Below are 26,330 nucleotides of genomic sequence, written 5' to 3'. Positions count from 1 at the left end.
TCCCGCACCGTGCAACATAAAACCAATTCATCTCATTGTTTTTATTAGTTAAATACAAACTGGCACAGGCTGTGCTTCGGGCAAGGTCACGACGATTTTCGAGGAAACAGACATGTCCGGAACGATGAAAACGATGGATGGTAACGCGGCGGCGGCCTGGATCTCCTATGCCTTTACCGATGTGGCGGCGATTTACCCCATCACCCCCTCCACGCCAATGGCGGAAAATGTTGATGAGTGGGCGGCTGCCGGGAAAAAGAACCTGTTTGGTCAACCGGTGCGGGTGATGGAGATGCAGTCGGAAGCGGGTGCTGCGGGCGCGGTACACGGGGCGCTACAGGCGGGGGCATTAACCACCACCTATACCGCTTCCCAGGGGTTGCTGCTGATGACCCCCAATCTCTACAAAATCGCCGGTGAACTGTTACCTGGCGTGTTTCATGTCAGTGCCAGGGCACTGGCGACCAATTCATTAAATATCTTTGGCGACCACCAGGATGTCATGGCTGTACGCCAGACTGGCTGCGCGATGCTGGCAGAAAGCAATGTGCAGCAGGTGATGGATTTGTCTGCGGTGGCCCATCTGGCCGCCATCAAAGGGCGCGTGCCTTTTATTAACTTCTTTGACGGTTTCCGCACTTCGCACGAAATCCAGAAGATTGAGGTGCTGGAGTACGATGCGCTGGCACCGCTGCTGGATACCGACGCGCTGGACCGGTTTCGCCGGAATGCCCTCAACCCCGATCATCCGGTTATCCGCGGCACAGCCCAGAACCCGGATATCTATTTTCAGGAACGCGAGGCCGCCAACGGTTTCTATGCCGCATTGCCGGAGATTGTCGAAAGCTATATGGCGGAGATCGCCGCCATCACTGGCCGGGAATACCATCTGTTTGATTATTACGGTGCGGAGGATGCCGAGCAGATGATTGTTGCCATGGGGTCGGTATGCGACACCATTCAGGATGTGGTTGACGCCCTGCTCGACAGCGGCGGGAAGGTTGGGGTGCTGATGGTCCATCTGTTCCGGCCATTCTCGTTAGCGCATTTTTTTGCCCGCATTCCTGCCAGCGTAAAACGTATCGCGGTGCTGGATCGAACCAAAGAGCCCGGCGCCCAAGCCGAACCGCTGTGTCTGGATGTGAGAAATGCCTTTTACCAACGTGCTAATCCGCCGCTGATCGTCGGTGGGCGTTACGCCCTCGGTGGTAAGGATGTCCTGCCATCACATATCGTCTCAGTTTTTGAAAATCTGAAAAGACCGCAGCCTAAAGATGGCTTTACCCTGGGGATCTTTGATGATGTCACCCATACCTCCCTGCCGGTGCCCGTTCAGGAGGTGCAAGTCTCTACCGAAGGGATCACCGCCTGTAAATTCTGGGGATTAGGTTCGGACGGTACCGTAAGCGCCAACAAAAGCGCGATTAAAATCATCGGGGATAACACCCCGATGTACGCGCAGGCGTATTTCGCCTATGACTCGAAGAAATCGGGCGGGATTACCGTGTCTCATCTGCGCTTTGGTCAACGTCCGATCAATGCCCCGTACCTGATCCATCGCGCCGATTTTATCTCCTGTTCGCAGCAATCTTATGTCGACAAATACGACCTGCTGGAAGGATTGAATCCTGGCGGCACCTTTCTGCTTAACTGCACCTGGTTTGGCGAGGAACTGGAGGCGAAACTCCCCGCCAGTATGAAACGCTACATCGCGCGTAACGGGATTCGATTTTACACCCTGAACGCCGTGGACATTGCCCGCCGCCTGGGGCTGGGAGGGCGTTTCAATATGCTGATGCAGGCGGCGTTTTTTAAACTGACCGGGATCATCGCCCCAGCAACTGCCGCGGTCTATTTAAAACAGGCTGTTGAGAAATCCTACGGTAGCAAAGGCCAAAACGTGGTCGACATGAATAATGCGGCCATTGACTTGGGGATGGAAGCATTGCAGGAAGTGATGGTGCCCGAACGTTGGGCAACCGGAGAAGATCATCCCGCCGTCGCGCAGTTGGTGCCTGATTTTATCAATGACATTCTTGAGCCGATGAATCGCCAGTGTGGCGATAAATTGCCGGTCAGTGCCTTCGCCGGTCGCGAAGATGGCACCTTTCCCACCGGTACGTCGGCCTGGGAGAAACGCGGCATCGCACGGGATGTACCGGTGTGGCAGCCTGAGGGCTGTACCCAATGTAATCAATGTGCGTTTATCTGCCCCCATGCCGCCGTGCGTCCGGCACTGCTGACCAATGAGGAACGCTATTTCGCGATGCCGGAGCTGTTAAGTAAACCCGCGCAAGGCGCCACCGATTATGAGTATCACCTGGCGATCTCGCCGCTGGACTGCTCTGGCTGCGGAAACTGCGTCGATATCTGCCCCTCCAGGGGCAAAGCGCTCAGTATGCAGCCGTTGGAAAGTCAGCGACATATGAGCACGGTGTGGGACTATGCACTGGGGCTGGCCCCAAAACCCAATCCATTTGGCAAAACCTCGGTAAAAGGCAGCCAGTTCGAAACCCCGTTGCTGGAGTTTTCCGGTGCCTGCGCCGGATGTGGTGAAACCCCTTATGCGCGGCTGGTGACACAACTGTTTGGCGACCGAATGATGATCGCCAACGCCACCGGTTGTTCATCCATCTGGGGAGCCAGTGCCCCCTCCATTCCCTGGACCACCAACCATAAAGGGCAGGGACCGGCATGGGCGAATTCGCTGTTTGAGGATAACGCCGAATTTGGCCTTGGTATGATGTTGGGCGGTCGGGCAGTGCGCGAACAACTCGCCCATTATGCAACCGAAGCCCTGAAACGCCCGCTCAGTGCTGAGCTGAATCAGGCATTGCAGCAATGGTTGACGCTGAAAGATCAGGGCAACGGTACGCGAGAACGCAGTGAGCGTCTGAGTACGCTGCTGGCGGAAGAAAAGGGCGATGATGACTTGCTCAATCACCTTTATCAAAATCAGGACTACTTCGCCAAACGCTCGCAGTGGATCTTTGGTGGCGATGGTTGGGCCTATGATATTGGATTTGGTGGCTTAGACCATGTGCTGGCTTCAGGCGAGGATGTGAATGTACTGGTTTATGATACCGAAGTTTATTCCAATACCGGCGGTCAATCCTCGAAATCGACACCGGCTGCGGCTATTGCCAAATTTGCAGCGCAAGGCAAACGCACCCGTAAAAAAGACCTGGGTATGATGGCGCTCAGTTACGGCAACGTCTATGTCGCGCAGATAGCGATGGGGGCCGATAAAGCTCAGACATTGCGGGCCATCGCCGAAGCGGAAGCATGGCCCGGTCCTTCCCTGGTCATAGCCTATGCGGCGTGCATCAACCACGGGCTAAAAGCGGGCATGGGGTGCAGCCATCGCGAAGCGAAGCGTGCGGTCGACGCTGGCTACTGGCATCTGTGGCGTTATAACCCGCAGTTGGCAGAGAAAGGCAAGAATCCGTTCATCCTGGATTCGGAGGAGCCGGAAGAGAGTTTCCGCGACTTTTTATTGGGCGAGGTGCGCTATGCTTCGCTGCGTCGGACAGCGCCAGATATTGTGGATCGCTTGTTTGAACAGACGGAACAGGATGCAAAACAACGCTTTGAGCAGTACAGACGCATGGCGGGTGAGTAATTTATATCTTAAGAAAAGACGGCTTGAGCAGCGCAGGACACGCGCTGCTCGCTCATGTCCTTGCCATCTTCAAAATTATTCCTGCTTATTGTTCTCTGGCTAAAGGAAGATTTTGAATGTTCCTGCTGACGCAGCATGTGTTCTCTTCAACGCCAGCGCTTGTGCTGCATCTAACTCACCAGGTGTTTGGGCTTAGCAGGGCAACATCATTAGTGCTTAATATGCTGACGGTCCTGCTCGGTAAGACCGGTCATTTTCATGACAAATGCCCAGTCAAAACCGCTTTCAAGCATATTGCGGGCGATTTCCAGCCGGGTATCGCGCTCAGCGATTTGCTTGCCTTCTTGCAAGCCTTTTTGCAGGCCTTTCTGCTCACCTTTTTGCTCAAGTTGTTGTGCAATGGTCATAAGTTCATTCTCATGCTGTGGCAAACGTTGGGCCAGTTCGCGAATAAAACCTTCTGCATCTGGCGGGGAAAAACTGAAATGTATACCCGCTATTCAGAGACTTCAACATTCCCCATTGGCTCAGAAGCCGCGGGCATGCCCCAAATGGATAAGAATAATTTTCTTTTCTGAGATATTGGGTTCCTGTCATCTTTAACATTATATGCTTTTAATTCCCTTTCCATGTATTTATTCCCCACTAAAAATGTTAAAAACAAGTTAAATGACACAACACCCGTCTTTTATATCGCCAAATCCACAGGCACCCACCGCTCTAAAACGGTATTTTATGAGCAGAACATGCAGCAATTTGGTTATTATTTTCTACTATCGATTCATTCACCTGTTGCTATCGTTGGGCATTGTTATTTTTTCTTCTTTGAAGAGAGCGCTGCCTTAATGGAAGAGATCGTTATTGTAGAACCGGCATTTTTCAACCAGTTTCAGTGTGTGGGTAGTGCCTGCCCCGACCATTGCTGCAAAGGATGGGATATTGAGTTCGATGAATCAACGGTAAATCGATACATGCAGAGCGAAGCCATTGAAATTCGTCATATTGCTGTTGAAAATATTATTACCACTAAAGAGAGTCAGAGTCGTTGGGGAAAAATAAAATTAACAAGTAATGGTAACTGTACTTTTCTTGATGAAGAGCGCTTGTGCAAAGTGCATAAGTCACTTGGGGAAAAAGCGCTCAGCACCACCTGTGCGGTCTATCCACGTCTTTACGCCAGCTATAAATATGAAATCAGAAGTAACCTGACCTTATCGTGCCCGGAGGCGGCAAAAAGACTGTTAACAACCCCGGGCGCGATGCTCTACAGCGAAAAAATCAAGCCAAGTCCCGAGGCGTTGGATGCACCTGACATTAGCGAGCAGGATCGTCTGCTCAATCTGATGTGCACCAACATTATGCTAACCTGCGGTTCAGACATCGAGGCGGGCTTTTACGGTATCATCTTGTTATTCTTTTATCGTGATAAACTGGCAAAAGACAATGAGCCGGAAGGAAATATTTTAAATTATTTCGAGGATATCCAGACGGCGATTCATAACGATCAAATTAGAAAAAGAATTGATGAATTAAATCCGAATTATCAGCTACAATCCGAACTCCTTTCTCGACTGCAAACATACCTGGGTACAAAACATGAAGGTCGTGGGTGGTCCACCCTACGATTCTATTCGCAAAAACTGCATGATATGCAAAGCAACAATTCCGCAGACACAATGCAGCGAATAAATACAATCTGGCAAGATAAAGCACGCCCCTGGTTCCAGGAACGCCCCCATCTGCTTAGTAACTATATCCAGTATCGTATGTATGAGGATTTTTTCCCACTGAAGAATGGGAGAGAACTCTTCACCAACCTTTATTTGATGATATCGGAATGGTTATTACTAAAGTGGCTAATTGCTGCAAGTATTGCGCTGAATGATAACTTTACTGAAGATGACGTGATTAATATTGTCTATAGCTATCACAGTATCGCAAGACATGACAAAAATGCAGAGGATGTATTTTTGTCTGAAATTGGCAGGATAACGTTTAGCGATAATCTTTCATTGGCTTATCTGTTGAAGTGATGGTATTCCCCGAGGCGGATGATGATCCGGGCCGCAGACATCTTCTTAACGACCTCTGACTAACCAGTAATAAATGTAAAAGGATTGTTGTCCTGAGTTGATTCGCTAAAATGTGGCATCTCGTCCATCAACAGGGAGTCATCCGTGGCAGATTTTGAGCGACCTAAGTCACTGACAGCGGTGGTAACCGATCACGTTCGTAAGCTGATAGTTCATGGCGATATTCCGTTGGGTGCAGCCATTAGCGAACGCACGGTTGCCGCTGAGTTGAATGTCTCAAAAACACCGGTTCGTGAAGCGCTTGCCCAGCTCAGTAACGAGGGTCTTGTTACGATTAAGCCGCAATCAGGCGTGCGGGTGTTTACACTGAGCGCCAGAGAAGTCCGCGAAATCTGTGCTTTCAGGCAGGTTCTTGAAACCGCGGCACTCACTCTGGCTATGCAGCAGAATGCAAAAGGGCTGGCCGATGCACTGGATGCAGTGGTTAAACAAATGGATGTCGCTCAGAGTGAGGGGGATTTTCGCCGTTATCTGGAGCTGGATAATGATTTCCACCAGCGCTTTTTTGATTTCTGTGACAACGCTTACCTGACCAACTCTTATGTGCGTTATGCGGCGAAGATTGCGGCGCTACGTACCCATCTGTCTGCAAAACCTCAGCACACATCCCTTTCTTATCAGGAACATGGTGACATTGTTGCTGCCATCAGAAATGATGCGCACGCAGAAGTTCTGACCATTCTCGAACGCCATTTAGGCCGTACCCGCGAAACCTATGAGATCGGCGTTGAAGACATTGCCGCCGCCGACGCGGCTTCCCTGACGACGTCCTCCTGATCTTCTGAGCCAGGGATACCTGGCCCATTCCTGCGTAATCACTAAAAAACCAATCCTGGTCACATTTTTTTAACTTTTCTTTGACTGGTATACCAGATCTCAGTTAGTTTTTTTCAAAACCGGCAGCTAATGCTGGCCACGAAACCTACTCAATCTGGTTAAAGGAGCGTCTGATGAGTCGAAGATTTAAGGTGGTTATTACTGATTACGATTACGGCGACATTGCCATTGAAGAAGAGATCCTCAATGCCGCAGGTGCGGATGTTATTGGTTTACAGGCGAAATCTGAGGATGACCTGGTTGAAGCTGCTCGTAATTGCGACGCCATCATGAGTCAGTACGCCCGTGTCGGCGCAAAGGTGATCTCCGCCATGACTCAATGCAAGGTGATTGCCCGTTACGGTGTCGGTGTCGATATTGTCGATGTGGACGCCGCTACCAATCGAAACATATTGGTAACAAATGTACGGGATTACTGCACCGAGGAAGTCGCCGATCATGCCATCAGCATGTGGCTGGCGCTGGCCCGTAACCTGTTTGCTTACAATACCGCCACACATCAGGGCGTCTGGCAGTGGCAATCCGGCGCACCTGTCTATCGCCTGCGTGGACAAACGATGGGGATTGTTTCATTTGGCCGCATTGGCCAGGCAATCGCCGAACGCGCTCGCGCCTTTGGCGTGAATGTCATCGTCTACGATCCTTACATCGATCCGGCATTAGCACAGCAACATCAGGTGAAACTGGTCAACAAAGCAACGCTCATCACACAATCCGACATTTTCATGATGCAGGTACCGATGACCACGGATACCCGTCATTTCCTTAGCGAAGCAGAATTCAAAGCCATGAAGCGTCGGGCGTTAATCATTAATACCGGACGTGGCCCCACTATCGATAATCAGGCGTTGTACCGCGCACTGCATGAAGGCTGGATTACCGGTGCGGCACTGGACGATCCCGAAGAGGAACCGGCAAAACGCGCGCAATGGAATCCTGCGGACAACCCGATTTTCTCTCTGCCAAATGTCATCGTGACACCCCATTCGGCCTACTACTCCGAAGAATCAATTCGTGCCGCACGCCAGTTGGCGGCCACTGAAGTTGCCAGTGTGCTGACAGGCAAAACACCACGATTCCCGGTTAATGGCGAAGCCCTTGCGCTTCGCAGCAAAGGAGCAAATGACCATGCTGAAGCAGTTTAATGATTTCACCCGCCAGCCAGAGCTGCTGGCTCAGTTTGACGCTTTATTGCAGAGCTATTCCATTGCTGCGGTTTTTGCCGATGTGCAGTACCGCACTGGCGTGATGGACAGCGGCATTAAACCCGCATTCCGCGCCAAAGTCTGTGGACAGGCCATTACCGTGCAGCTCTCTAAAGGCGACCTGGTTGATCCATTGAAAGCACTGGAGATGGGACAACCTGGTGATGTGATCGTGGTGGATGCCGGCGGTGACGGTAACACCTCCGTTTGCGGAGGGCTGATGGGGGGCCTGGCGCAGAATCGTGGGATTCGCGCCATGATCATTGACGGGGCCGGGCGCGACACCGATGAACTGGAAGATATTAACTGGCCAATCTGGAGCCGGGCGATCACGCCTCGCGGTACCCACACCATGTTTTCCGGGCGTAAAGAAGAACTGTCCATCAACGTTCCCATCGCGGTCGGCGGTCAGTTAGTAAAACCTGGCGATTTTATCGTGGCTGACCTGATGGGGGTGGTGGTGATCCCTCTGGAAAATGCGCAAGACGTTTTAAATCTGGCGAAAGAACAGGTTGAGCGTGAACAGGCCACGCGCGAATGGGTGAAGCAGGGCAAAACCGTTGAAGACCTGCTGGCAGAGTTTGGCCGTATCTGACCGTTTGCTCTGCACCCAGGGTGCAGAGCATGTGAACCCGGAGATAAAGATGAGCAACACTGCGGAATTTGGACTCTGTGACTGGGGCACCTCAAGCTTTCGACTGTGGCTGGTGGACGGGCAGGGCAAAACCCTGAGTGAGGTGCGTACCCACCAGGGGTTAGGCAGTATGGCCGACCGGTCGTTTTCACGCGTGCTGGAGCAGCATCTGGCGCAACTTGGCGCATCATCCGACCTGCCGGTATTGATTTGTGGGATGGCGGGCTCCCGCCAGGGCTGGCAGGACGCCGGTTACAGCACGGTCCCGCTGACGGTGAACGAGCTTCTGATGTCACCGATCAGAATTGCTGGCGAAAGAGACATCCGTATCTTGCCAGGCGTATGCCAACGTTCACCGGCTTACGATGTCATGCGTGGCGAGGAAACCATGTTGTTGGGTGCAGTGCGATCAGGCCAGCTTAAGAACGGATTGATCGTGATGCCCGGCACTCACAGCAAATGGGTCTCGCTGGAGGATGCAGTTGTCACCGGTTTTAGCACGTTTATGACCGGGGAACTGTTCAACCTGATGAGCACGCATTCTATCCTGCGCCACGCGGTCGCCGATGCTGTCGGTGAAATTGATGAACACTCTCCGGCGTTTATCGCGGCAGTGAAGCTGATGTTAAGTGGGGGATCACTCTCTCAACAGTTGTTCACCGTGCGCTCAACCACCTTACTGAGTGACTGCACCCCGACAGCAAGCGCCTCGCGCTTATCGGGATTGTTGATTGGTGCAGAGGTAGCGGCATGCCATCAACAGACGTCGCAGCGCCAGGTAATGTTAATTGCATCAGGCTCCCTCTCCGCGCTTTATCGCCAGGCTTTAACGCTGGCGGGCTTTGCTGTCACCCTGGTGGATGCTGACGAAGCGGTACGCGCCGGGCTGTTCCAGAGTGCACAAACCCTGTGGCAGCGGCAGGAGGAGCAACATCATGTCTGAATTAACTTTATCAGGGGCTAAGCGGGGGCTTATCGCCATATTGCGCGGTGTTAAACCCGACGAAGTGGTGGATATTGGCTATGCGTTGGTCGAAGCGGGAATCGAGATCATTGAGGTTCCCCTGAACTCCCCGCAACCGTTTGAATCCATATCTCGGCTGATAAAAACATTACCTTCGAACATTCTCATCGGTGCTGGCACAGTGCTGAACCCACATGATGTCGACCGACTGGCAGACTGTGGTGGCGGCATCGTCGTGAGTCCCAACGTCGATAAGGCCGTCATTGAGCAAACCCGTTCACGGGGCATGTTATCTCTGCCGGGCGTGTTGACAGCAACCGAGGCTTTTACGGCGATTGCCGCAGGAGCCAGCGGCCTTAAGTTCTTTCCGGCATCCGTGATAGGGGCCAGTGGTATCAATGCGCTGCGCGCAGTTCTACCTTCAGACATCCCATTGGGCGCGGTTGGCGGAATAGAAGCTGGGCAGTTTATTGATTATCACCAAGCCGGTATTCATTTTTTCGGGCTTGGTAGCAATCTGTATAAAGCCGGAGATAACGCACGAATGGTTTCGCAAAGAGCAATAAATCTGGTGCACGCCTGGGACGCCATAAAAAACCAATAACTATTTTCCCGTAATAAAACGGCTACGGCATAAAGAACGTGGCCTTATTCTCTCTACCCTACAGGAGAAAATAAATGTCTGGATTTACTCTGTCAAAACAAAGCTCGACCATGAAACCTCCAGGGCGGCAACGCTGGGGAGTGCTAGGGTTACTGTGCCTGCTGGCGATCATTAATAATATTGACCGCCTGACGCTTTCTATCGCAGCGCCGGTAATGCAAACTGAAATGCATATCACCGCTACGGATATCGGCCTGCTGGGAAGCGCCTTTGCTTTAGCTTATGCATTTGGTCAATTACCTTCCGGCTGGTTTGTCGATCGTTTCAGCCCGCGTATCCTGTTGGGCGCGTCCGTGATCATCTGGAGTGCCGCGACAGTCGCGATGGGTATGTCCTATACGCTTACTGGCTTTATACTGGCCCGTATCTGGCTCGGTCTGGCTGAAGCACCCTCCTTACCAGCCACGAATAAAATTGTTACCCGCTGGTTCCCAAAAAAGGAGCAGGGCATCGCCAATGCCAGCTGGGATGCTGCACTTAAAGTAGGACCGGCCTTCTTTACCTTTTTACTTATCTGGATCGTTTCAGAAATTGGCTGGCGTGAAATGTATTTCATTGCCGGTGGGGCAGGAATTATTGCCGCAGTGATATTTTTTGCCTTCTATCGGGATATTGAGAAACATAAATCCCTGACAAAAGAAGAACGGGAATATATTCAGCATGATGCCACCCCCATAATTACAAAAAATAATTTACCCTGGAGGGAATTATTCAAACATCAAACGATGTGGGGCATGATGGCGGGTTTCTTTTGTAATATGTGGGTTTACCAGATTTTCCTGGTCTTTATCCCACTTTATATCATTAACCAGTTTGGGATTAAATTTTCCTCTTTAGGACTGGTCGCCAGCGTCCCGTGGATTGGTGCGATCATCGGTGATCTCGTGAGCGGTGTGATTTCAGGTAAGCTCTCCGAACGTTCCGGCTGGAGCACACTTAAAGCCAAGAAGGTCACCATCATTGGTGCGCTGGTGTTACAGGCTATCGTCCTGGCGCTGCTGCCATTTAATGGCATGTTCGGTGAAGGTGCGGGCCTGACTGTCGCGGTGATCTTAATGGCGTTTGCGCTCGGTTTTAATGGTGGCGTAGTCGCGCATGCCTGGTCGATTCCAGCCGAAGTCACAGCCCCTGGCACCGTAGCCTCTGTCGCCGCAGTGCAGAATTTCGGTGGCTTCCTCGGTGCGACAGTTTCACCGCTGGTCGCTGGCGCGATTGTCGATGCTACTCACAGTTTTACGCTGGTGTTTCTGATTTCCGCGGTTGTCTCTGTGCTTGGCGCAGGTATTTATTTCTGGTTCGTCGGTAAGCCGGTTATCCGCGAAGAAAAATCCTCATCCCTTATGGCACAAGCTACGCAGGAGTAATCTGAGATGAAAATTACTGAAGTAGAAACCTATATCCTGAAGAGCAAACTGGATCGGCCATTTGCCTACTCACAAGGCTGGGTGCAGGGACGATCCACCGTGCTGGTGCGCATCGCCACCGACGAAGGCATTGAGGGGTGGGGTGAGACGTTCAGTGTTGGCTTGCAGCCTCCTGAAATCGCTGCCGCCGCCATCAACAGCGCCCTGAAGCCATTGATCATCGGTAAAGATCCGCGCAATACAGAAGTCTTGTGGCATGACATGTATGTCAAAACGCGAGATTATGGCCGTAAGGGGGTGGTGCTGGGGGCCATCAGCGCAGTTGATATTGCGTTGTGGGACATCTGCGGTAAAGCGGCAGGGTTGCCGCTTTGGCAACTGCTTGGCGGCGCGTTTCGTGAGCGCGTGCAATGTTATGCGACAGGTTTTTTCCGTACGGAAGGACGCGGCCAGGCGGATGCTATGGCCAGTGAGGCGATACGCCACAGTGAAGCCGGTTTTTCCCTGATGAAGGTGAAGTTAGGCTTTGGTGTTGATGATGACGTAAAAGTGATGTCTGCTATCAGGGAAGCCGTTGGCGAACGCAGCAAATTTATGATCGATGTTAACCACGGCTATGGTGCCAATGATGCCATTCGCCTTGGACGCGCCCTGGCCGATTACGATTTGCTGTGGATGGAAGAGCCGGTTATTCCTGAAGATTATGTTGCTTACCGCCGGGTGAGGGATGCGCTGGATATTCCCATCGCGGGTGGTGAAGCGGAGTTTTCATTGTTTGGCTTCCGTGATCTCATTGCATCTCAGGCCATTGATATTGCCCAACCGGATATCTGCCTGGCGGGTGGGGTGACTGCATTACGTCATATTAACGTGTTAGCCACGGCAGGCGGCGTTCAGGTCAACCCTCATGTCTGGGGCACTGCGGTGGGTCAATACGCTTCTTTGCATCTGATCGCCTCAACCCCGGTCACCCACTATGCGCTCTATGCCAGCCAACCGCTTTTCGAATACGACACATCATCACATCCGTTCCGCACCGCGCTGGTCGAGAATCCGCTTGAACATGAACAGGGTTGGTTAGCGTTACCGCAAGAGCCTGGGTTGGGCTTCACGATTAATCGTGAATTTTTAAAAGAGAATGCTCTGACTGCTAACATATTTTGACGTAACACTCCTGAAATCTGGGCAGAACAGGTAGCCTGCCCAGTTCGGGAATGTCATTAAGAAACAGTGGCTTTGAAGCCTCTTAATCGGCTCAGTTGGCACCTTTTAAAGGGGCTGGTTTATAACTTGTATTCAAAACAGAGAGGTCGACAGTTTTTTCCGCCCGGTCAAGGTCATAGGCAGCTTGAATACGTAACCACATCGCGGGAGTACTGCCGATTACAACTGACAGCTTGATAGCCATTTCTGGTGTGATAGCAGTCAATCCAGAAACCATACGTGAAGCTGTGGAGGGCGCAACGGCCAGAGCACGGGCTAGCTCTCTGATGCCGATATCAAGATCCTCCATAATATCGGAAATAATTTCACCCGCGTGTGGGGGGTTATGCATAGTCATCAGTGATAATCCTCATAATTCAGAAGTTACGGGTAGGGAATGATGACGCAGACTGGCCGTGATAGATGGACAGGTAATTTAACATAACTATCATTTTGCGCACTTTTATATCTTATTGATAAATATTTATTTTTTATCAATTAAGACTTGCGTGACCGATTTGGATAACTTGTACAGCCTCTCAGCTTAGCCTTATGGCACAGACAGCTTCGCGCAAGTATCACCGGATAAGGGTTTCATCCAAGCTGATGACAGAGTAGTCTCTTGGCCGACTCTGAATGATGCCCGCTTTGATGAGAATGACTTGCTGCTCGTTCTAACAACTAAAAATAGTGCAAACAGGACAACTATGGATTCTCCACTTATTTCACCATCAGCCATGAACAAAACTCCGTCTCTGAATCGTGCCCGGCGTGCTGCCTGGGGTAGCTTTGCCGGTGCGGTGGTTGACTGGTATGACTTCTTGCTTTACGGCATCACTGCCGCCCTGGTCTTTAACCATGAATTCTTTCCACAGATTAGCCCAGCGATGGGAACACTCGCTGCATTCGCCACCTTTGGTGTCGGCTTTCTGTTCCGGCCGTTGGGCGGGATAATCTTCGGCCATTTTGGCGACCGTCTGGGCCGTAAACGCATGTTGATGATGACGGTCTGGATGATGGGTATTTCCACCGCCCTTATCGGCCTGTTGCCCACCTTTTCCAGCATTGGCTGGTATGCACCGGTGTTGCTGGTCACATTGCGAGCCATACAGGGCTTTGCCGTTGGTGGAGAATGGGGAGGTGCAGCGTTGCTGTCAGTAGAAAGTGCACCTGAGCGGAAAAAAGCCTTTTACAGCAGTGGTGTTCAGGTCGGCTACGGCGTGGGACTTTTACTCTCCACCGGACTGGTTTCACTCATCAGTCATTTAACATCGGACCAGCAATTTCTGAGCTGGGGTTGGCGCATCCCTTTCTTATGCAGCACGATCCTGGTTCTTGCCGCGCTGTGGATACGAAAAGGCATGGAAGAATCCGCTGAATTTGAGCGCCAGCAGAAAACAGAAGTATCAAAGAAATCACGCATACCTGTCATGGAGGCACTGGTGCGTCATCCGGGTGCGTTTTTAAAGATTATCGCACTACGTCTGTGTGAATTACTGACAATGTATATCGTTACCGCGTTCGCACTGAGTTATTCCACACAGAATCTAGGCTTGCCACGCGAACTGTTCCTTAATATCGGTCTGCTGGTCGGTGGCCTAAGCTGTCTTACCATCCCCTGCTTTGCCCATTTAGCGGATCGCTTCGGTCGTCATCGCATTTACATCATCGGTGCGGTGATCGGTATGTTGAGTGCCTTTCCTTTCTTTATGGCACTGGAGGCAAAATCCCTCGTCTGGATAATATTCTTCTCAATTATGCTGGCGAATATTGCGCATGATATGGTCGTCTGTGTCCAGCAACCCATGTTTACTGAAATGTTTGGCGCAGGTTATCGCTACAGCGGCGCAGGGGTAGGTTATCAGGTCGCCAGCGTAGTTGGCGGTGGTTTTACGCCGTTTATTGCGGCCTCTTTAGTCACCCTGTCAGGTGGCCAATGGCATAGCGTGGCAATTTACCTTCTGGCTGGCTGCCTGCTCTCCGCAGGCACCGCGTTGTTTATGAAAAAGTCTCACTAACTGCGCTTGATGAGTGGGCAGCCATCGGGCTCCCACTTTGCGCCACCAGTTTTACAACGGGTTCCTGACTAAACTCGAAGCTGAGGGTAAAGTTGTGGTGGTGATTTTCCACCATGCCCCCTTCTTCCCTGGAACAATATGGCAATTCGTTAACGTGTTATAAACCGCACCGGCATACTGCGAATCCCGGTATGTTTATTTTAGCTCCAACGACAACTATCGACTTTTGCCAGTTCAGATATTTAAGCCCTTTCTTTTCTCTCAATCTCACAGATACAGATTCGTTAATTGATAATGACTATTATTATCAATTAATGATAAAATATTGCTCATGCCTGAGATTGCTGAATACACACATGAACGAGACAAAAATCCTAATAATCGAAGATGATATTGATATAAACCAATCACTTGCTTCGTTTCTCAAAACGCAGGGCTATCATGTGGAAACATGTCCTTCAGCTGAAGTTGGGCATGAGTGGATGAAGAAAAATAGCACTGACTTGATTCTACTTGACCTGATGTTACCTGGAGAGAACGGCTTTGGGATGTTACCAAGCGTTGTCGGCATATAATCAAGGTTGAATAGAGTTTTGTCTGTCTAACCGCGCGAGATTCTGTGACGTTGCCAGCTTTGCATAGTTTATGCCTTTAACTTTTCTTATCCGCATTGCTATCAAAGCTGGGAGTTTTTAACAGAACAATATATGAGTCATCACAAGCTGTTAATAGTCACACTTCTCTCTTGCACCGAGGACAGTTTTGCCAGTTGTAGTAAACTCATTACCATTCCAGGTAATGTAGTCAGAATTACATACATCGTTTTCTACCCATTTTACCGACACAGAGTTATCTTTAACCCCGTACCGCAACTGAAGCATATAGTATTCTTCCCCACCATAAGGAAAACTGAAGACCTGCCCTGTCGCTACGTCCCCCACAAATGAAAAGTTGCAACTGGTGCCGCACCCGACAGTCACTATGGCATAGTGGCCCGCAAAATTTGGTCCAGTCTTCATTTCGTTGGTAATTCTTGTCTTAAATCTGGCGTATTGACTGTCTCTTCCGTTGAAATCCGGGAGGTGGATTGTTCCCCGATAAACTTGATTCATTGGAAGCCCGGAGCCGGTCTCGGCATGTACTTGTGTAGCTGAAATGCATAGCAAAGCTGAAGCTAAAAGAATGGAAGCGGTTCTCATTTTTATATCCTGCCAGGTTATCATCCCGATAAATGTTTGCTTTAACATACTGTAAGCGCATCCATTTTAACCATAGGCCGTGGTTCTGTCTCGAATTTTTATGCGAATAAAGCACTAATATTAGGGAGGCACGGCTGAGGATATAAATAAGGGCAGTTCTAACTGTCCTTATTTTTATATATAAACTCAGTTCAGTACCCTTTGAATCAATGAATTTTCTGTATCCGCCAAAGCTCTTTTTACGTAAACATTTAAGCGTGCCTTTACCCAAATCATGCCTGTCAACTCCACTTTATTCCGGCACGACCGTAAGCACAGGTTAATCGCCATTGGCGTTATTTAATGCTCCTGCCGGGAGTCGTGCCAGAACAGACGCCATTCAACCGAGGGCGATACCTGTCAGTGGTTCGAAGCTGGCGATACGCTGGAGTGGCTCATCTGAGTTCAGTTTGTACTGCCATAAATTACCGCCCAGGTCAGTAATCCAAATCACTCCACGAGGATGATCTATGGCTAATCCGATACCTTCGTCCAAACCCATAGCAAGGATACGATGATCGGTAAACTCGCCGTTTTGCACCGAAGCACAGTTTAACGTGTTTCCCCCTTGCAGCTTGTCTCCCCTGTCTGTCCAGTACATCAGGTTATTGTGGAAATCGAACTCCAGATCTATCGGTTCCGGTAAGTTTTCCATTACAGGCTTAATATCCTGCCGTGTTGATGCCGTTTTTCCTTCAGGGAGAGCGAGTGATGCACGCATAATGCGCCCCTTCCCACCTTTTGACGGTCCTTTCTGGGTCCAGTAGATAAAATCATTTTTCAGATCAATCGCGATCCCAACACAATGCCGCGTATAGTCTCTGGAATCTTTGGGAAACAGCCCCGTCTGAATAAGTACCGTCAGATTTGAGCCATCATCATTTGAGCGAAGAACGCGCATTCCTTCTCGATCGCACCAGTAAAGATGACCATTGTCGCTGTCGTGGAGAAGCTGCTTACCCGTAACAAACACCCCATTTTCAACCAGGCGCTTACGGCCAGAACCGTCCAGGTTCGCGGTTTCAACACTGCCATCGGCCTGGAAAAATTCCAACGTATCAGGCTCTTTGTGCTCCCCCATATTTGTCCAATAAATCCTCTTATTTATAACATCTATGGCAATGCCATCGGGATGGGAGCGTAAGCCGGAAACAACAGAAGCGCGTTCCCCGGTTTCAGGATTAAATTCAATGATGTCGCCTGAAAGCGGCTGTAGCAGGAAAAGACTGCCTGTACTCATGAAACCCCCACTCAATTCATACTGAAATGTTCGAACGCCGTTGTATCCCGCTCGGTGAAAAACTCACTGCGGAATCAGTAACCGGCAACGTAGAGGTAATTCTGACACAACTGGCTTGCAGGCTCACCGCTCTTGATAAATCTGGCAGAAGGGAAGTGAAGAAGCGTAATACATAGATGTACTGACAACATAAGCCGCACAACACACAAAATGTTACACCTCCTTAAGAAAAGATCACATTAAATGTAATTTGTGAAATTTTACCGTCATTTTTGTGATACAGGTTAAGTTTTTATATCCCTATAATTATTGAGAGATTGAATTTATGTCACCACACCTGTGGCTGGCAGCATTCAGTCATAACAATAGAATCACACATGGCAGGTCATTTATTTATGGTTGAGCAATCAAGTCGTGTTTCGCGCAGGCGTTTGTTGCAGGGAATGGGTGCACTGGCTGCACTGACGGTTATTCCTGCATTCCCTTCCTATGCCAGTGCCCCCGAAGACAGTAGTTTCGCAAAATTATCCACCCTGCTAACCGGTAAATCACAATTACCGGAAAACTTTACCAGGGTCCTTCTTGCTGCATTCTCCAGAATTGACAGCAGTTTCAGCAGTAAAACGTCCAGACTTCAGCAGTGGATTGACCAACACGCAGTGAGCGCCAATGAAATGAGCAGCAAGCTGGCAGCCGATCCCTCAGTAGCCGATTTAGCCCACCTCCCTACCGACATTTTGACTGGTTGGTATCTCGGGGTCGTCGGCAAAGGAGAGAACGCCATTTGCGTGGCTTATATCGAAGCGCTCGCGAATCAGGTTGTGGCCGACAAGCTCAGACCACCGACCTACGCTTACGGCGCTTATGGCAGTTGGGCTGCAAAGCCGCTCTAACCCCTGGGTTCAATCTATCCATTGAGATTAAGTAACTAATATGTCTGAAACTATTACTACTGATATTGTCGTTATCGGTTCCGGGGTCGTGGGCGCATTAACCGCGCGTAAGCTGGCGCTGGCGGGACGCCAGGTTCTGATGCTGGAGGCTGGCCCGCGTATTGAACGAGACACCATTGTCAGCAATTTCCGTCATTCTGCCCGTAAGGACGATTTCATCGCTCCCTACCCAAATTCAAAAATCGCCCCGTTTCCGGATTACAAACCTGAAGATAACGGTTATCTCGACCAGACGGGTCCAAAGGACTATAAACCCGAATATCTGCGCGTTGTCGGTGGGACCAGCTGGCACTGGGCAGCCCAGGCATGGCGATTGGTGCCGGCTGATTTTCGCCTGAAAACTCAGTATGGCGTTGGACGCGACTGGCCGATCAGTTATGACGATCTCGAACCGTATTATCACGAGGCCGAACTCCTCTGGGGCGTATCAGGCCCGCCAGAAATGGCGAAATATTCACCCAGAAAACAGCCATTTCCGATGCCTCCCGTCACCAAATCGTGGCTTGAGCAGCGAATTACCGACCGCCTGGCACCGAAATATGAAGTGCTGACGAATACCACCGGGCGTAACTCACTGCCTTATGATGGTCGTCCTCAATGCTGTGGTAACAATAACTGCATGCCAATCTGTCCGATTGATGCGCAATATCACGGTGGCATTGCTGCGGATGCCGCTGAAAAAGCGGGTGTCAAACTGCTGCCACAGGCGGTGGTTTACAAACTGGAGCAGGACGGGAAAGGTAAGATCACGGCTGTTCACTATTACGACTGGAACAAACAATCTCACCGGGTAGAAGCGGAGATCGTCGTGCTGGCGGCAAATGCGGTTGAAACACCCAAAATATTGTTCATGTCTGCCGATGCGAAAAACCCTCATGGTCTGTGCAATAACTATGACCAACTGGGACGTAATTTGATGGACCATCCATCAAACTCCGTCACCTTTTTCGCTGATGAACCCCTCTGGCCCGGACGCGGCCCCATGAGTCCCTCTTCTATCCAGCAGTTGCGTGATGGTGCTTTCCGTTCTGAATCCGCCGCGTTTCGTATTGATATTTCCAACTCATCGCGGGTCGCCGGCGTCACTGCGGGTGCAATTAAAGAAGGTCTTACCGGTCAGGCACTGGATGACGCTATCCGGTTTCGCGCCTCCCATGAACTGAGTTTTAAGAACGTGTTAGAACAATTGCCCGATCCTAACAACCGTACCATGCTGAGTACCACGAAAAAGGATGCGTTGGGTTTACCCACCCCGGCATTCTCTTATTCATTCGACAGTTATGTTGAAAAAGGGATGCAGCACTCCTTAGCGGTGTATGCCGATATTGCCAAAATGCTGGGTGCCACCAATGTGCGTTACTCCACGCCGGGCGTGTATAGCAATAACCAACACATTACCGGCACGCTGGCGATGGGTTTTGATGAAAAGACCTCAGTCACTGACCATCATGGCAAAGCCTGGGAATACGACAATCTCTACATGGTATCGACGGGTGTCATGCCAACCGTTGCGACCGCAAACTCAACCCTCACCGCTTGCGCGCTCGGATTACGTACTGCCGACGCCATTCTTGGCAAAATTTAAGGAGAGCCGTAAATGAAAAAGACGCTTTCTTTAAGTCTGACAGGCGTGGCGCTGGCACTCTCCTTGAGTGCAGCAGCCCAGGCTGATGAGTCGGCATCCGCTGCACTTATCGCCAAAGGGCAGTATCTGGCCACCGCGGGAGATTGTGGTGCCTGTCATACTGCGCCGGGTGGCAAACCCTTTGCCGGTGGATTATCACTCCAGACGCCGCTCGGTAGTATCTACAGCACTAACATCACTCCGTCGAAAACAGCAGGTATCGGTGCTTACAGCCTGACTGATTTTGAAAAAGCGGTACGTCATGGGGTACGCAAAGATGGTGCAAACCTCTATCCAGCCATGCCTTACACCTCGTACTCGAAAGTTACTGATGAGGATATGAAGGCGCTGTACGCGTATTTCATGCAGGGTGTCCAACCCGTCGACGACAAAGGGCCGCAAACCGATCTGCCCTTCCCCTTCAATATTCGCCTGTCGATGGCAGGATGGAATTTGTTGTTTGCAGACGATAAACCGTTTACGCCGGATAACAGCAAATCGGCTGAATGGAATCGGGGCGCGTATCTGGTTGAGGGGTTAGCCCACTGCTCCACTTGCCATACACCACGCAACGCCCTGATGGCTGAAGAGTCGGGTAAGGCGCTGGCCGGTGCATCTCTCGGTACCTGGTTTGCACCCAACATTACCTCGGATGTCCATGCAGGTATCGGCAGTTGGTCAGATCAGGCATTGTCTGCTTATCTCACTACCGGTAATTCAGGGGAAGGATCGCAGGCAGGTGGCCCGATGCTGGAAGCCATCAACAAAAGCTTCAGTCACCTGACGCCCACCGATATCAAAGCCATTACCGCATATTTGCGCGATGTACCCGCACAGCAAATCAATCCAACGGCAACGAAAACGCAGATAACCCCGGCAAAGCAGGTGAATGAGCTGGAGCTGTTATCGGGCAATGCGTCCGAAGGCGCAAATCTGTATAACAGCCACTGCGCCAGTTGCCATCAGCTGTCGGGAGAAGGACGTAACGGACTCCCTGCCCTGGCTGGCAACGCGGCACTTCGACGCCCGGTGGCGGATAACGCTGTCATGGCAGTGCTGGATGGTCTGGTACCCGACCACGGACAAGCGATGCCAGCTTTCTCCCGGCATATGAACGACCAACAGGTTGCCACGTTGGTTAACTATCTGTTCGATAATTTTGGCGATGCCCGTGTTCAGACCACACCCGAGCGCGTGAAAGAGTTAAGAGCAGGCGGTAACCCTTCGCCGCTATTAGCCGTGGCGAAAGGCGGTATGGTCGCTGGTGGTGTTATTGTCCTGGCGATTCTTCTGTTTTTCGTACGCAGACGACAACGAAAATAGGGTAAATATCAGGCGATGGTTTTTGCCATCGCCTGATGTGTTCTGATAACTGCTGACTGAGTTTACTCAAATGAGTAAATGAGCATTTACGGATGAAGTCACCCGCAGATTTTACCGCCGTGAAGTGTCGGCTGACCTACCGCGATAGTGACCGCGAAATTATTGCGCAAAGCCTCTTCCTCTTTCAGCGAAACAGCCTTACCACACCTGACATATTGTCCGCGCCCTGTCCGGCGTCGATAGCTCGCTGGAATACCGCCAGCCAGCGGACTCCAGCATGACGTGCCGGAAACCGCATTCAGTACGCGGGCCACATCAGCCCCCTCCTGATTAAGGATGCCAATGATCTCAGCAATCGCGGTGACCTGAACGCCCATCAGGGCATTGGTGGCCAGCTTGGTCAGTGCCGCTGAACCGTGCGCACCGGTGTGGTAAACCACAGACCCCATCTGGAGAAGCACAGGCTGGATTTTTTTGATCACATCCTGTTCTCCGCCAGCAAACCAGACCAGGGTTCCTGCTTCAGCCTGAGGCCGTGAACCTGATACCGGTGCTTCAACAAAGTGCCTGGTGTGCGTAGCCATTTCTGCGGCAAGCGTCTTAATCCAGCCCGGCGTGAGAGTACTGCTCTCTATAGCAATTGAATGCGGTTGCATACCGGCAAGCGCACCGTGCTCGGCATCAAGCCAGACCTCATGTGAGACATCATCATCGCGCACCATTGATAAAACCACATCAGCACTGGCTACCGCTTCACGCGGCGTTTTGCCGATGATAGCCCCGGCAGAAGCCAGTTCCTTAACAGCCGCCGGCGTGCGGTTCCAGACGGCCACTCAGGCCAGAAAATTACTGTTTGGCTTGTTCCGCAGCCTGGACCAGACCTGTCAGCCAAAGTTGGTGAGCGTTGAGCATAGGATTAGGTAATGTGTTGTGCAGTTGTTGAGCAGGAACACCAATCTGGCTTTCTTCTGTCAGGATGCGCAGGCGCCCCCCCGGAAGATTCTCCAGTAACCAGGCGTGATGAACATCGAGATGATGCTGGGCATCGCCTTCCACCCAGCCATGCCAGGCGATGCGTGCTGGCCCACCATTAACGGATGGCTGAAACTCAGTGACCTCAGACTCAACCGGGAAACCAAATGTGGTGAATTTAAAACGGGTTCCCATATGCAGTTCTGTTTCACCTTTCTTATGAAAAATGATGTTTGCTGCGTTTTTGTAGTAGGTCGGCCATTCAGACGCATGAGTGAGCAAAGGCCAGACATCATTGATAGTGAGTCCCTTAACTACCACTTCATTAGAAACATAGTTATCTGTGGTGCCCGGGGTAAACTTTTTGGGCCATACAATGACAGGGCCATATCCCTCAGTCTGCATCTGTGGAGATACCTGTTGCTGTGCGGCATGACTTCCCACGGCGAAAAGTGAAGCAGAACTCAGGAGGGCAGCCAGTAGTGTTTTTTTCATTTCTTAATCCAGTCAGTGTGTCGATGAGTCAATGGTGGCAGCACTTAAGAAATAAAGAAAATTATGATTTATGATTTTTGATATCAACTTCTATGATATCAAAAATCAGAGGATAGTTATGATCTGGCAACACCTTCATCACGGGGTCGAGCTCAGCCGTACTGAAAATCCGACCCTGACAGATACAACTCATTTCACGACTCAGGATTAAGGATGTCTTCAACCTGCTGCGATGACAGGTCTACACCAAAGAATTGGCTATAAAAATCATGCGTTTCCTTAGCCATATCGATATCAGTAAATCGCGTCGGGTAAAGGGTTTTCGCCAGCCATAAGATCTGTATTGCCTCTTCACTGGTTTCCCTGCACCACCAGAACATCCCCTGCGGATTGACATACACCCGGTGCTGTTTTACCGCAGACACAGCCTGCCACGCGGGAGAATGCATGATTTCATCGGCATCGCGTCTGTTCATGGCAACAATTGCCTCAGGATTACTGGCGATGACTTTCTCCAGCGGGACTTCACCCATGTTGTTCCGTTTTACGCCAAACCAATGTTCTGCCACGTTACGCGCGCCAGCTAAATCCATCCAGTCCTGGTTGAGAGAAGGGCGACCACTGGTCGTTAGTGGGCTTCCCATGCTGTGATAAAGTGTTACCTGTTCACTTTCCGACAGCCCGTTCAGTCGTTGCTTTATCAGCGCGATATTGCGGTCAAAATAGTGCTGATAACGATCGTTAATAACCTGTGCAGATGGCCCCAGTGCCTGCGCCGTCAGTGATACCCGCTCACGCAAGGCATCCATCGAATTCGCTTTCAGCTCCAGCGTCTTAACACCGGCCTGAGATAACAGTTCAGGTTGTGACAAATGCATATTGGCGGGAATGATCAGTAGCTGAGCATTGAGTGCGATAACCTGCTCAGGATTGATTTCATGCGCACTGTTCACACCAATGACCGGTACTTTTTCGATGCCTGGATAGATCTGGCGAAACAAAGGAATGCGTTTGGCAATTTCTGAGGTGCCAACAATATTGGGTCCATAACCCAGCATGGCAATAATGGTATTTTGTGCAGGCCAGGGAGACGCGACACGAATATCGCTGTGCGTCTCATTTGCAGCATTACCATACAACGGCCAGGCCAACAGGGCGGCGAATAAAACCGTCGTTAATCGACGAATAAAGTTTTCCATATAATCCCGGTGCCTCCTGGCGGGAGACACCGCTCCAGATATTAGAAATCGAAAGTGACTGAAGCGCGAACTTCACGGCCGTTGCCGACAAAGGCACTTGCCGAGCTGCCACTCCCGTCGGTATCACCCGGGAAAATAGACGCCCAGTAGTGTTCATTCGTCACGTTATTTACCGCAACGCGCAGTGTGGTGGGGATATTTCCAACCATCGTGGTGTAGCGGGTACCGAGATCCAGGGTGGTATAACTGTCTGCCCATGTGGTATTCAGGTCATTACCTGCACGCTTGCCGGTATAATGCACATTGGCGCTGTACACCAGTTCTGGCATGGAAGGCAGGTTGTATTCCACCAGCACATTCCCCTGAACTTTCGGTACGCCGACCACCCGTTTATTACTGGTGTCTTCCGAAACGGTGTTTTTCAATTTCGGATCAAGGAAAGTGGCGCCGCTATAGATATTCAGCCCGTCAAACACATTTCCGCTGGCGGTGAGTTCGAGTCCTTTATTGAGTTGATCACCCTGCTCTTTGTAGACCATGTCAGATGGGTCAACGTAAGCAAAGGGACGTTTCAGGCGAAACAGCGCGGCACCCAGATTCAACCCCTGAACCTGCGCTTTCAGCCCAATTTCATATTGCTCGCTGCGGTAAGGGTCGAGTGTCTGCCCCTCATTTTTAATGCCTTCACCTGTTGCCGCCGTGCCACCCTGTTCAAGCGAGTCGGCATAGCTGATATATGCCATCAAGGCTGGGGTGATCGAATACATCAACGCGACATTCGGGCTTAAGCCATCCTGGCTAACCACCCCGGTTTTCTGGCCCGCATTACTGTAGTTACTGGTCTCCAGCCAACTCTGGCTGAGATAGAACATCGCTGACCACTGTGGATTGAAAGTGACGGTATCGCCAACGGTGATATTTTGTTGCGTGGTCACACTCGATTTATAACGCGCACCATCAGTGATAATTTTGCCATCACCCGGTTCCTGCATAGCCGACGGATCATAATAGTTAGTCGTTCCCAGACTATAACGTTGGGTACTGCCTTTAGCGGTCCAGATAGACCATACATATCCTCCCGTGGAGAAGGCCAGATCATGACCGATACTTCCCGTATCGACGTGTCCGTTCAGCGTCAGCGTATTGCTTAATACTCTGAATCGCCCCGCAGCCGCAGAATCAGAAAGGGAGCGACTGAGTGTCCCCGAATTATCGGTAATCGTGTTAGATACGGTGCGCATTGCCCGGTCAGCCTGCTGGAAGCCAACCCCGGCATTTACTGACCAGTTACTGTTCAGGTAATGAATCAGGTGGGTGCTGATGGTGTCAGTGGTCAGGTCATTACCTGATGTCGGCAACGTATAGTTTTTATTATTCGGATTAGGTGCTTTCGGCAGATTTATGCTCTCACCATAGCTGAAGCCACCAACATAACCTTTTTGTATAAATTCATAATGGCTGGCATCAAGTTGCAACTGCGTCCCCGGTCGGATATTCCAGTCAAACGCGACTGCGACCAGTTTGCGGCGTAACGTGCTGTCCTTCACGTTACCCTCACCCTCTTCATTAAGAAGATTCACCCGGTAGCCAAACTTATCGTCATCGCCAAAATGCCCCCCCAGGTCGACGTGACCACTGTAAGCATTGCGGCTTTGATAACCCAAAGTGACCCGATGCAGCGGTTGTTCAGTGGGACGTTTGGCAACAAAATTAAACTGACCCGCCGGGCTGGCGGGGCCATAAAGTGCTCCCGTCAAACTGTTCAGTACATCAAGACGTTCTAACATCTCTACCGGAAATGCGGTGGTTGAAACGATATTGAGACCATCAAGACGGCTGTTTGCCACCACGCTACCCTGCATCCCCCGGCTTTGTGGCCGCCCAACGTCCATGCCACCGCGTGCCTGCATCTGCGTACTGGGTGAATATTTCAATAATTCGCTGACGCTTTTCGCCTGCTGATTATCAATCATCTGGTGAGTAACGGTCGTGGTCGAGTACGGCGTTTCAGTCCATGACTTATTGCCAATGGGACCCAGGTTGACATCCGGCGTGGTAAACCCTGCTCCACCCTGACTGTCTGAATAAATGTCCCCCGAGGGCACTGCGTTAACCACCATCTGTTCATCATGGGTAGGTTCTTTTGCCGACGTGCTTTTATCTTTTGTCGCAACAGGTTCATTCGTTACTGCTGCACCGACCATCCCAGGCAAACCGGCGAGTAGTATCGCGATTAATCTCTTGTTCATATCATTGCGTTATATAGTTATTTATATTACGAAAAAGGAGCAAGGAGAATACATCTGCAATTAATGATTAGCAATTATTAAAAACATTGAAAAAATGCAACAGGAGTAATCACTCACAGTAAATAACAAGATCTAGACAGGACGTTTATATGTATTTACTATATGATTCCGGGCATAAACTTAGATCGTTGCATATCATTATATTTTCTTTCATGCGCTAAAATAAAAAATACAAATCAATAAGTTAAGTAAATTACATTAATAAGGAGATAATAATTAAAGGCCAGAAAGACCAATGGAGTGATATAAATCACATAAAACAAACATTAATTTCGACAGTTGAAAACACGCCATACACAGACATGTTCTGCATATTTAACCTTCACATGTGACTAAAGTCGCCATCAGACATTAACATTTTTTCTATTTACTC

Annotated in this window: 21 protein-coding genes and 1 pseudogene; 14 read left to right on the top strand and 8 right to left on the bottom strand. The window is 50.5% G+C overall.

Features of this window, described 5'->3' with window-relative positions; all coding sequences use genetic code 11:
* Window positions 1–112: 112 nt before the first annotated feature.
* Complete coding sequence (gene nifJ / locus CTZ24_RS24955; RefSeq protein WP_208726913.1) at window positions 113–3,622, top strand: pyruvate:ferredoxin (flavodoxin) oxidoreductase; 3,510 nt, start codon at window positions 113–115, stop codon at window positions 3,620–3,622.
* Between the two features lie 209 nt (window positions 3,623–3,831).
* Here the strand turns inward: nifJ and CTZ24_RS26805 are convergent.
* Window positions 3,832–4,089 (bottom strand): annotated as a pseudogene (locus tag CTZ24_RS26805) (Rpn/YhgA-type helix-turn-helix domain-containing protein); the annotation flags it as partial.
* Between the two features lie 279 nt (window positions 4,090–4,368).
* Here CTZ24_RS26805 and fliB point away from each other — a divergent pair.
* From fliB to CTZ24_RS24910, 8 genes are all read left to right on the top strand, one after another.
* The gene (gene fliB / locus CTZ24_RS24945) at window positions 4,369–5,655 is read left to right on the top strand and encodes a flagellin lysine-N-methylase (RefSeq protein WP_208726911.1); all 1,287 of its coding nucleotides are present in this window, start codon (window positions 4,369–4,371) and stop codon (window positions 5,653–5,655) included.
* Between the two features lie 144 nt (window positions 5,656–5,799).
* On the top strand, window positions 5,800–6,492 hold the full coding sequence (locus CTZ24_RS24940; RefSeq protein WP_021183942.1) for a GntR family transcriptional regulator: 693 nt from the start codon (window positions 5,800–5,802) through the stop codon (window positions 6,490–6,492).
* 173 nt (window positions 6,493–6,665) lie between these two features.
* Entirely contained in the window at window positions 6,666–7,697 is a 1,032-nt protein-coding gene (locus CTZ24_RS24935; protein ID WP_208726910.1) for a C-terminal binding protein, read from the top strand.
* Complete coding sequence (locus CTZ24_RS24930; RefSeq protein WP_244634092.1) at window positions 7,681–8,352, top strand: RraA family protein; 672 nt, start codon at window positions 7,681–7,683, stop codon at window positions 8,350–8,352. The genes CTZ24_RS24935 and CTZ24_RS24930 overlap by 17 nt, the downstream gene beginning before the upstream one ends.
* 49 nt (window positions 8,353–8,401) lie before the next feature.
* Entirely contained in the window at window positions 8,402–9,334 is a 933-nt protein-coding gene (locus tag CTZ24_RS24925) for a 2-dehydro-3-deoxygalactonokinase (RefSeq protein WP_208726908.1), read from the top strand.
* A complete protein-coding gene (locus CTZ24_RS24920) occupies window positions 9,327–9,959 on the top strand; it encodes a 2-dehydro-3-deoxy-6-phosphogalactonate aldolase (RefSeq protein ID WP_208726907.1) in 633 nt (210 codons plus the stop codon). The genes CTZ24_RS24925 and CTZ24_RS24920 overlap by 8 nt, the downstream gene beginning before the upstream one ends.
* A 74-nt stretch (window positions 9,960–10,033) precedes the next feature.
* Window positions 10,034–11,383: an MFS transporter gene (locus CTZ24_RS24915; RefSeq protein ID WP_021183937.1), complete on the top strand. Its 1,350-nt coding sequence runs from the start codon at window positions 10,034–10,036 to the stop codon at window positions 11,381–11,383.
* Between the two features lie 6 nt (window positions 11,384–11,389).
* Window positions 11,390–12,547, top strand: a complete 1,158-nt coding sequence (locus tag CTZ24_RS24910; RefSeq protein ID WP_208726906.1) for a mandelate racemase/muconate lactonizing enzyme family protein — start codon at window positions 11,390–11,392, stop codon at window positions 12,545–12,547.
* Between the two features lie 91 nt (window positions 12,548–12,638).
* Here CTZ24_RS24910 and CTZ24_RS24905 read toward each other — a convergent pair whose 3' ends face one another.
* The gene (locus CTZ24_RS24905; protein WP_208726905.1) at window positions 12,639–12,944 is read right to left on the bottom strand and encodes a HigA family addiction module antitoxin; all 306 of its coding nucleotides are present in this window, start codon (window positions 12,942–12,944) and stop codon (window positions 12,639–12,641) included.
* A gap of 349 nt (window positions 12,945–13,293) precedes the next feature.
* Here CTZ24_RS24905 and shiA point away from each other — a divergent pair, with 349 nt between their 5' ends.
* The gene (shiA, locus tag CTZ24_RS24900; protein ID WP_208727091.1) at window positions 13,294–14,604 is read left to right on the top strand and encodes a shikimate transporter; all 1,311 of its coding nucleotides are present in this window, start codon (window positions 13,294–13,296) and stop codon (window positions 14,602–14,604) included.
* Between the two features lie 356 nt (window positions 14,605–14,960).
* Window positions 14,961–15,179 (top strand): response regulator, encoded by a 219-nt coding sequence (locus CTZ24_RS24895; RefSeq protein ID WP_208726904.1) that lies wholly within the window; start codon window positions 14,961–14,963, stop codon window positions 15,177–15,179.
* A 150-nt stretch (window positions 15,180–15,329) separates the two neighbouring features.
* Here CTZ24_RS24895 and CTZ24_RS24890 read toward each other — a convergent pair whose 3' ends face one another.
* Complete coding sequence (locus tag CTZ24_RS24890) at window positions 15,330–15,851, bottom strand: hypothetical protein (RefSeq protein ID WP_244634091.1); 522 nt, start codon at window positions 15,849–15,851, stop codon at window positions 15,330–15,332.
* 331 nt (window positions 15,852–16,182) lie between these two features.
* Window positions 16,183–17,082, bottom strand: coding sequence for a hypothetical protein (locus tag CTZ24_RS24885; RefSeq protein ID WP_208726903.1), 900 nt, complete (start codon window positions 17,080–17,082; stop codon window positions 16,183–16,185).
* A gap of 377 nt (window positions 17,083–17,459) precedes the next feature.
* On the opposite strand from CTZ24_RS24885, the gene CTZ24_RS24880 reads away from it, so the two are divergent.
* From CTZ24_RS24880 to CTZ24_RS24870, 3 genes are read left to right on the top strand one after another with little or no spacing between them, the layout of a single operon-like run.
* Window positions 17,460–17,975, top strand: a complete 516-nt coding sequence (locus tag CTZ24_RS24880) for a sugar dehydrogenase complex small subunit (RefSeq protein WP_244634090.1) — start codon at window positions 17,460–17,462, stop codon at window positions 17,973–17,975.
* Window positions 17,976–18,015: 40 nt separating this feature from the next.
* Window positions 18,016–19,620 (top strand): GMC family oxidoreductase, encoded by a 1,605-nt coding sequence (locus CTZ24_RS24875; protein ID WP_208726902.1) that lies wholly within the window; start codon window positions 18,016–18,018, stop codon window positions 19,618–19,620.
* 12 nt (window positions 19,621–19,632) lie between these two features.
* Window positions 19,633–20,982: a cytochrome c gene (locus tag CTZ24_RS24870; RefSeq protein ID WP_208726901.1), complete on the top strand. Its 1,350-nt coding sequence runs from the start codon at window positions 19,633–19,635 to the stop codon at window positions 20,980–20,982.
* 98 nt (window positions 20,983–21,080) lie between these two features.
* On the opposite strand, the gene CTZ24_RS24865 is transcribed toward CTZ24_RS24870, so the two are convergent.
* The 4 genes from CTZ24_RS24865 to CTZ24_RS24850 form a co-directional block, all read right to left on the bottom strand.
* Window positions 21,081–21,815, bottom strand: coding sequence for an NAD(P)-dependent oxidoreductase (locus tag CTZ24_RS24865; RefSeq protein WP_208726900.1), 735 nt, complete (start codon window positions 21,813–21,815; stop codon window positions 21,081–21,083).
* 13 nt (window positions 21,816–21,828) lie between these two features.
* On the bottom strand, window positions 21,829–22,359 hold the full coding sequence (locus tag CTZ24_RS24860) for an SRPBCC family protein (RefSeq protein WP_036626223.1): 531 nt from the start codon (window positions 22,357–22,359) through the stop codon (window positions 21,829–21,831).
* A 284-nt stretch (window positions 22,360–22,643) separates the two neighbouring features.
* Window positions 22,644–23,648: an ABC transporter substrate-binding protein gene (locus tag CTZ24_RS24855; protein ID WP_208726899.1), complete on the bottom strand. Its 1,005-nt coding sequence runs from the start codon at window positions 23,646–23,648 to the stop codon at window positions 22,644–22,646.
* A gap of 41 nt (window positions 23,649–23,689) precedes the next feature.
* On the bottom strand, window positions 23,690–25,897 hold the full coding sequence (locus CTZ24_RS24850) for a TonB-dependent siderophore receptor (RefSeq protein ID WP_208726898.1): 2,208 nt from the start codon (window positions 25,895–25,897) through the stop codon (window positions 23,690–23,692).
* Window positions 25,898–26,330: the final 433 nt, after the last annotated feature.

Source organism: Pantoea phytobeneficialis (assembly GCF_009728735.1).
GTDB lineage: Bacteria > Pseudomonadota > Gammaproteobacteria > Enterobacterales > Enterobacteriaceae > Pantoea > Pantoea phytobeneficialis.
This window is presented reverse-complemented; position numbering and strand designations above follow the sequence as displayed.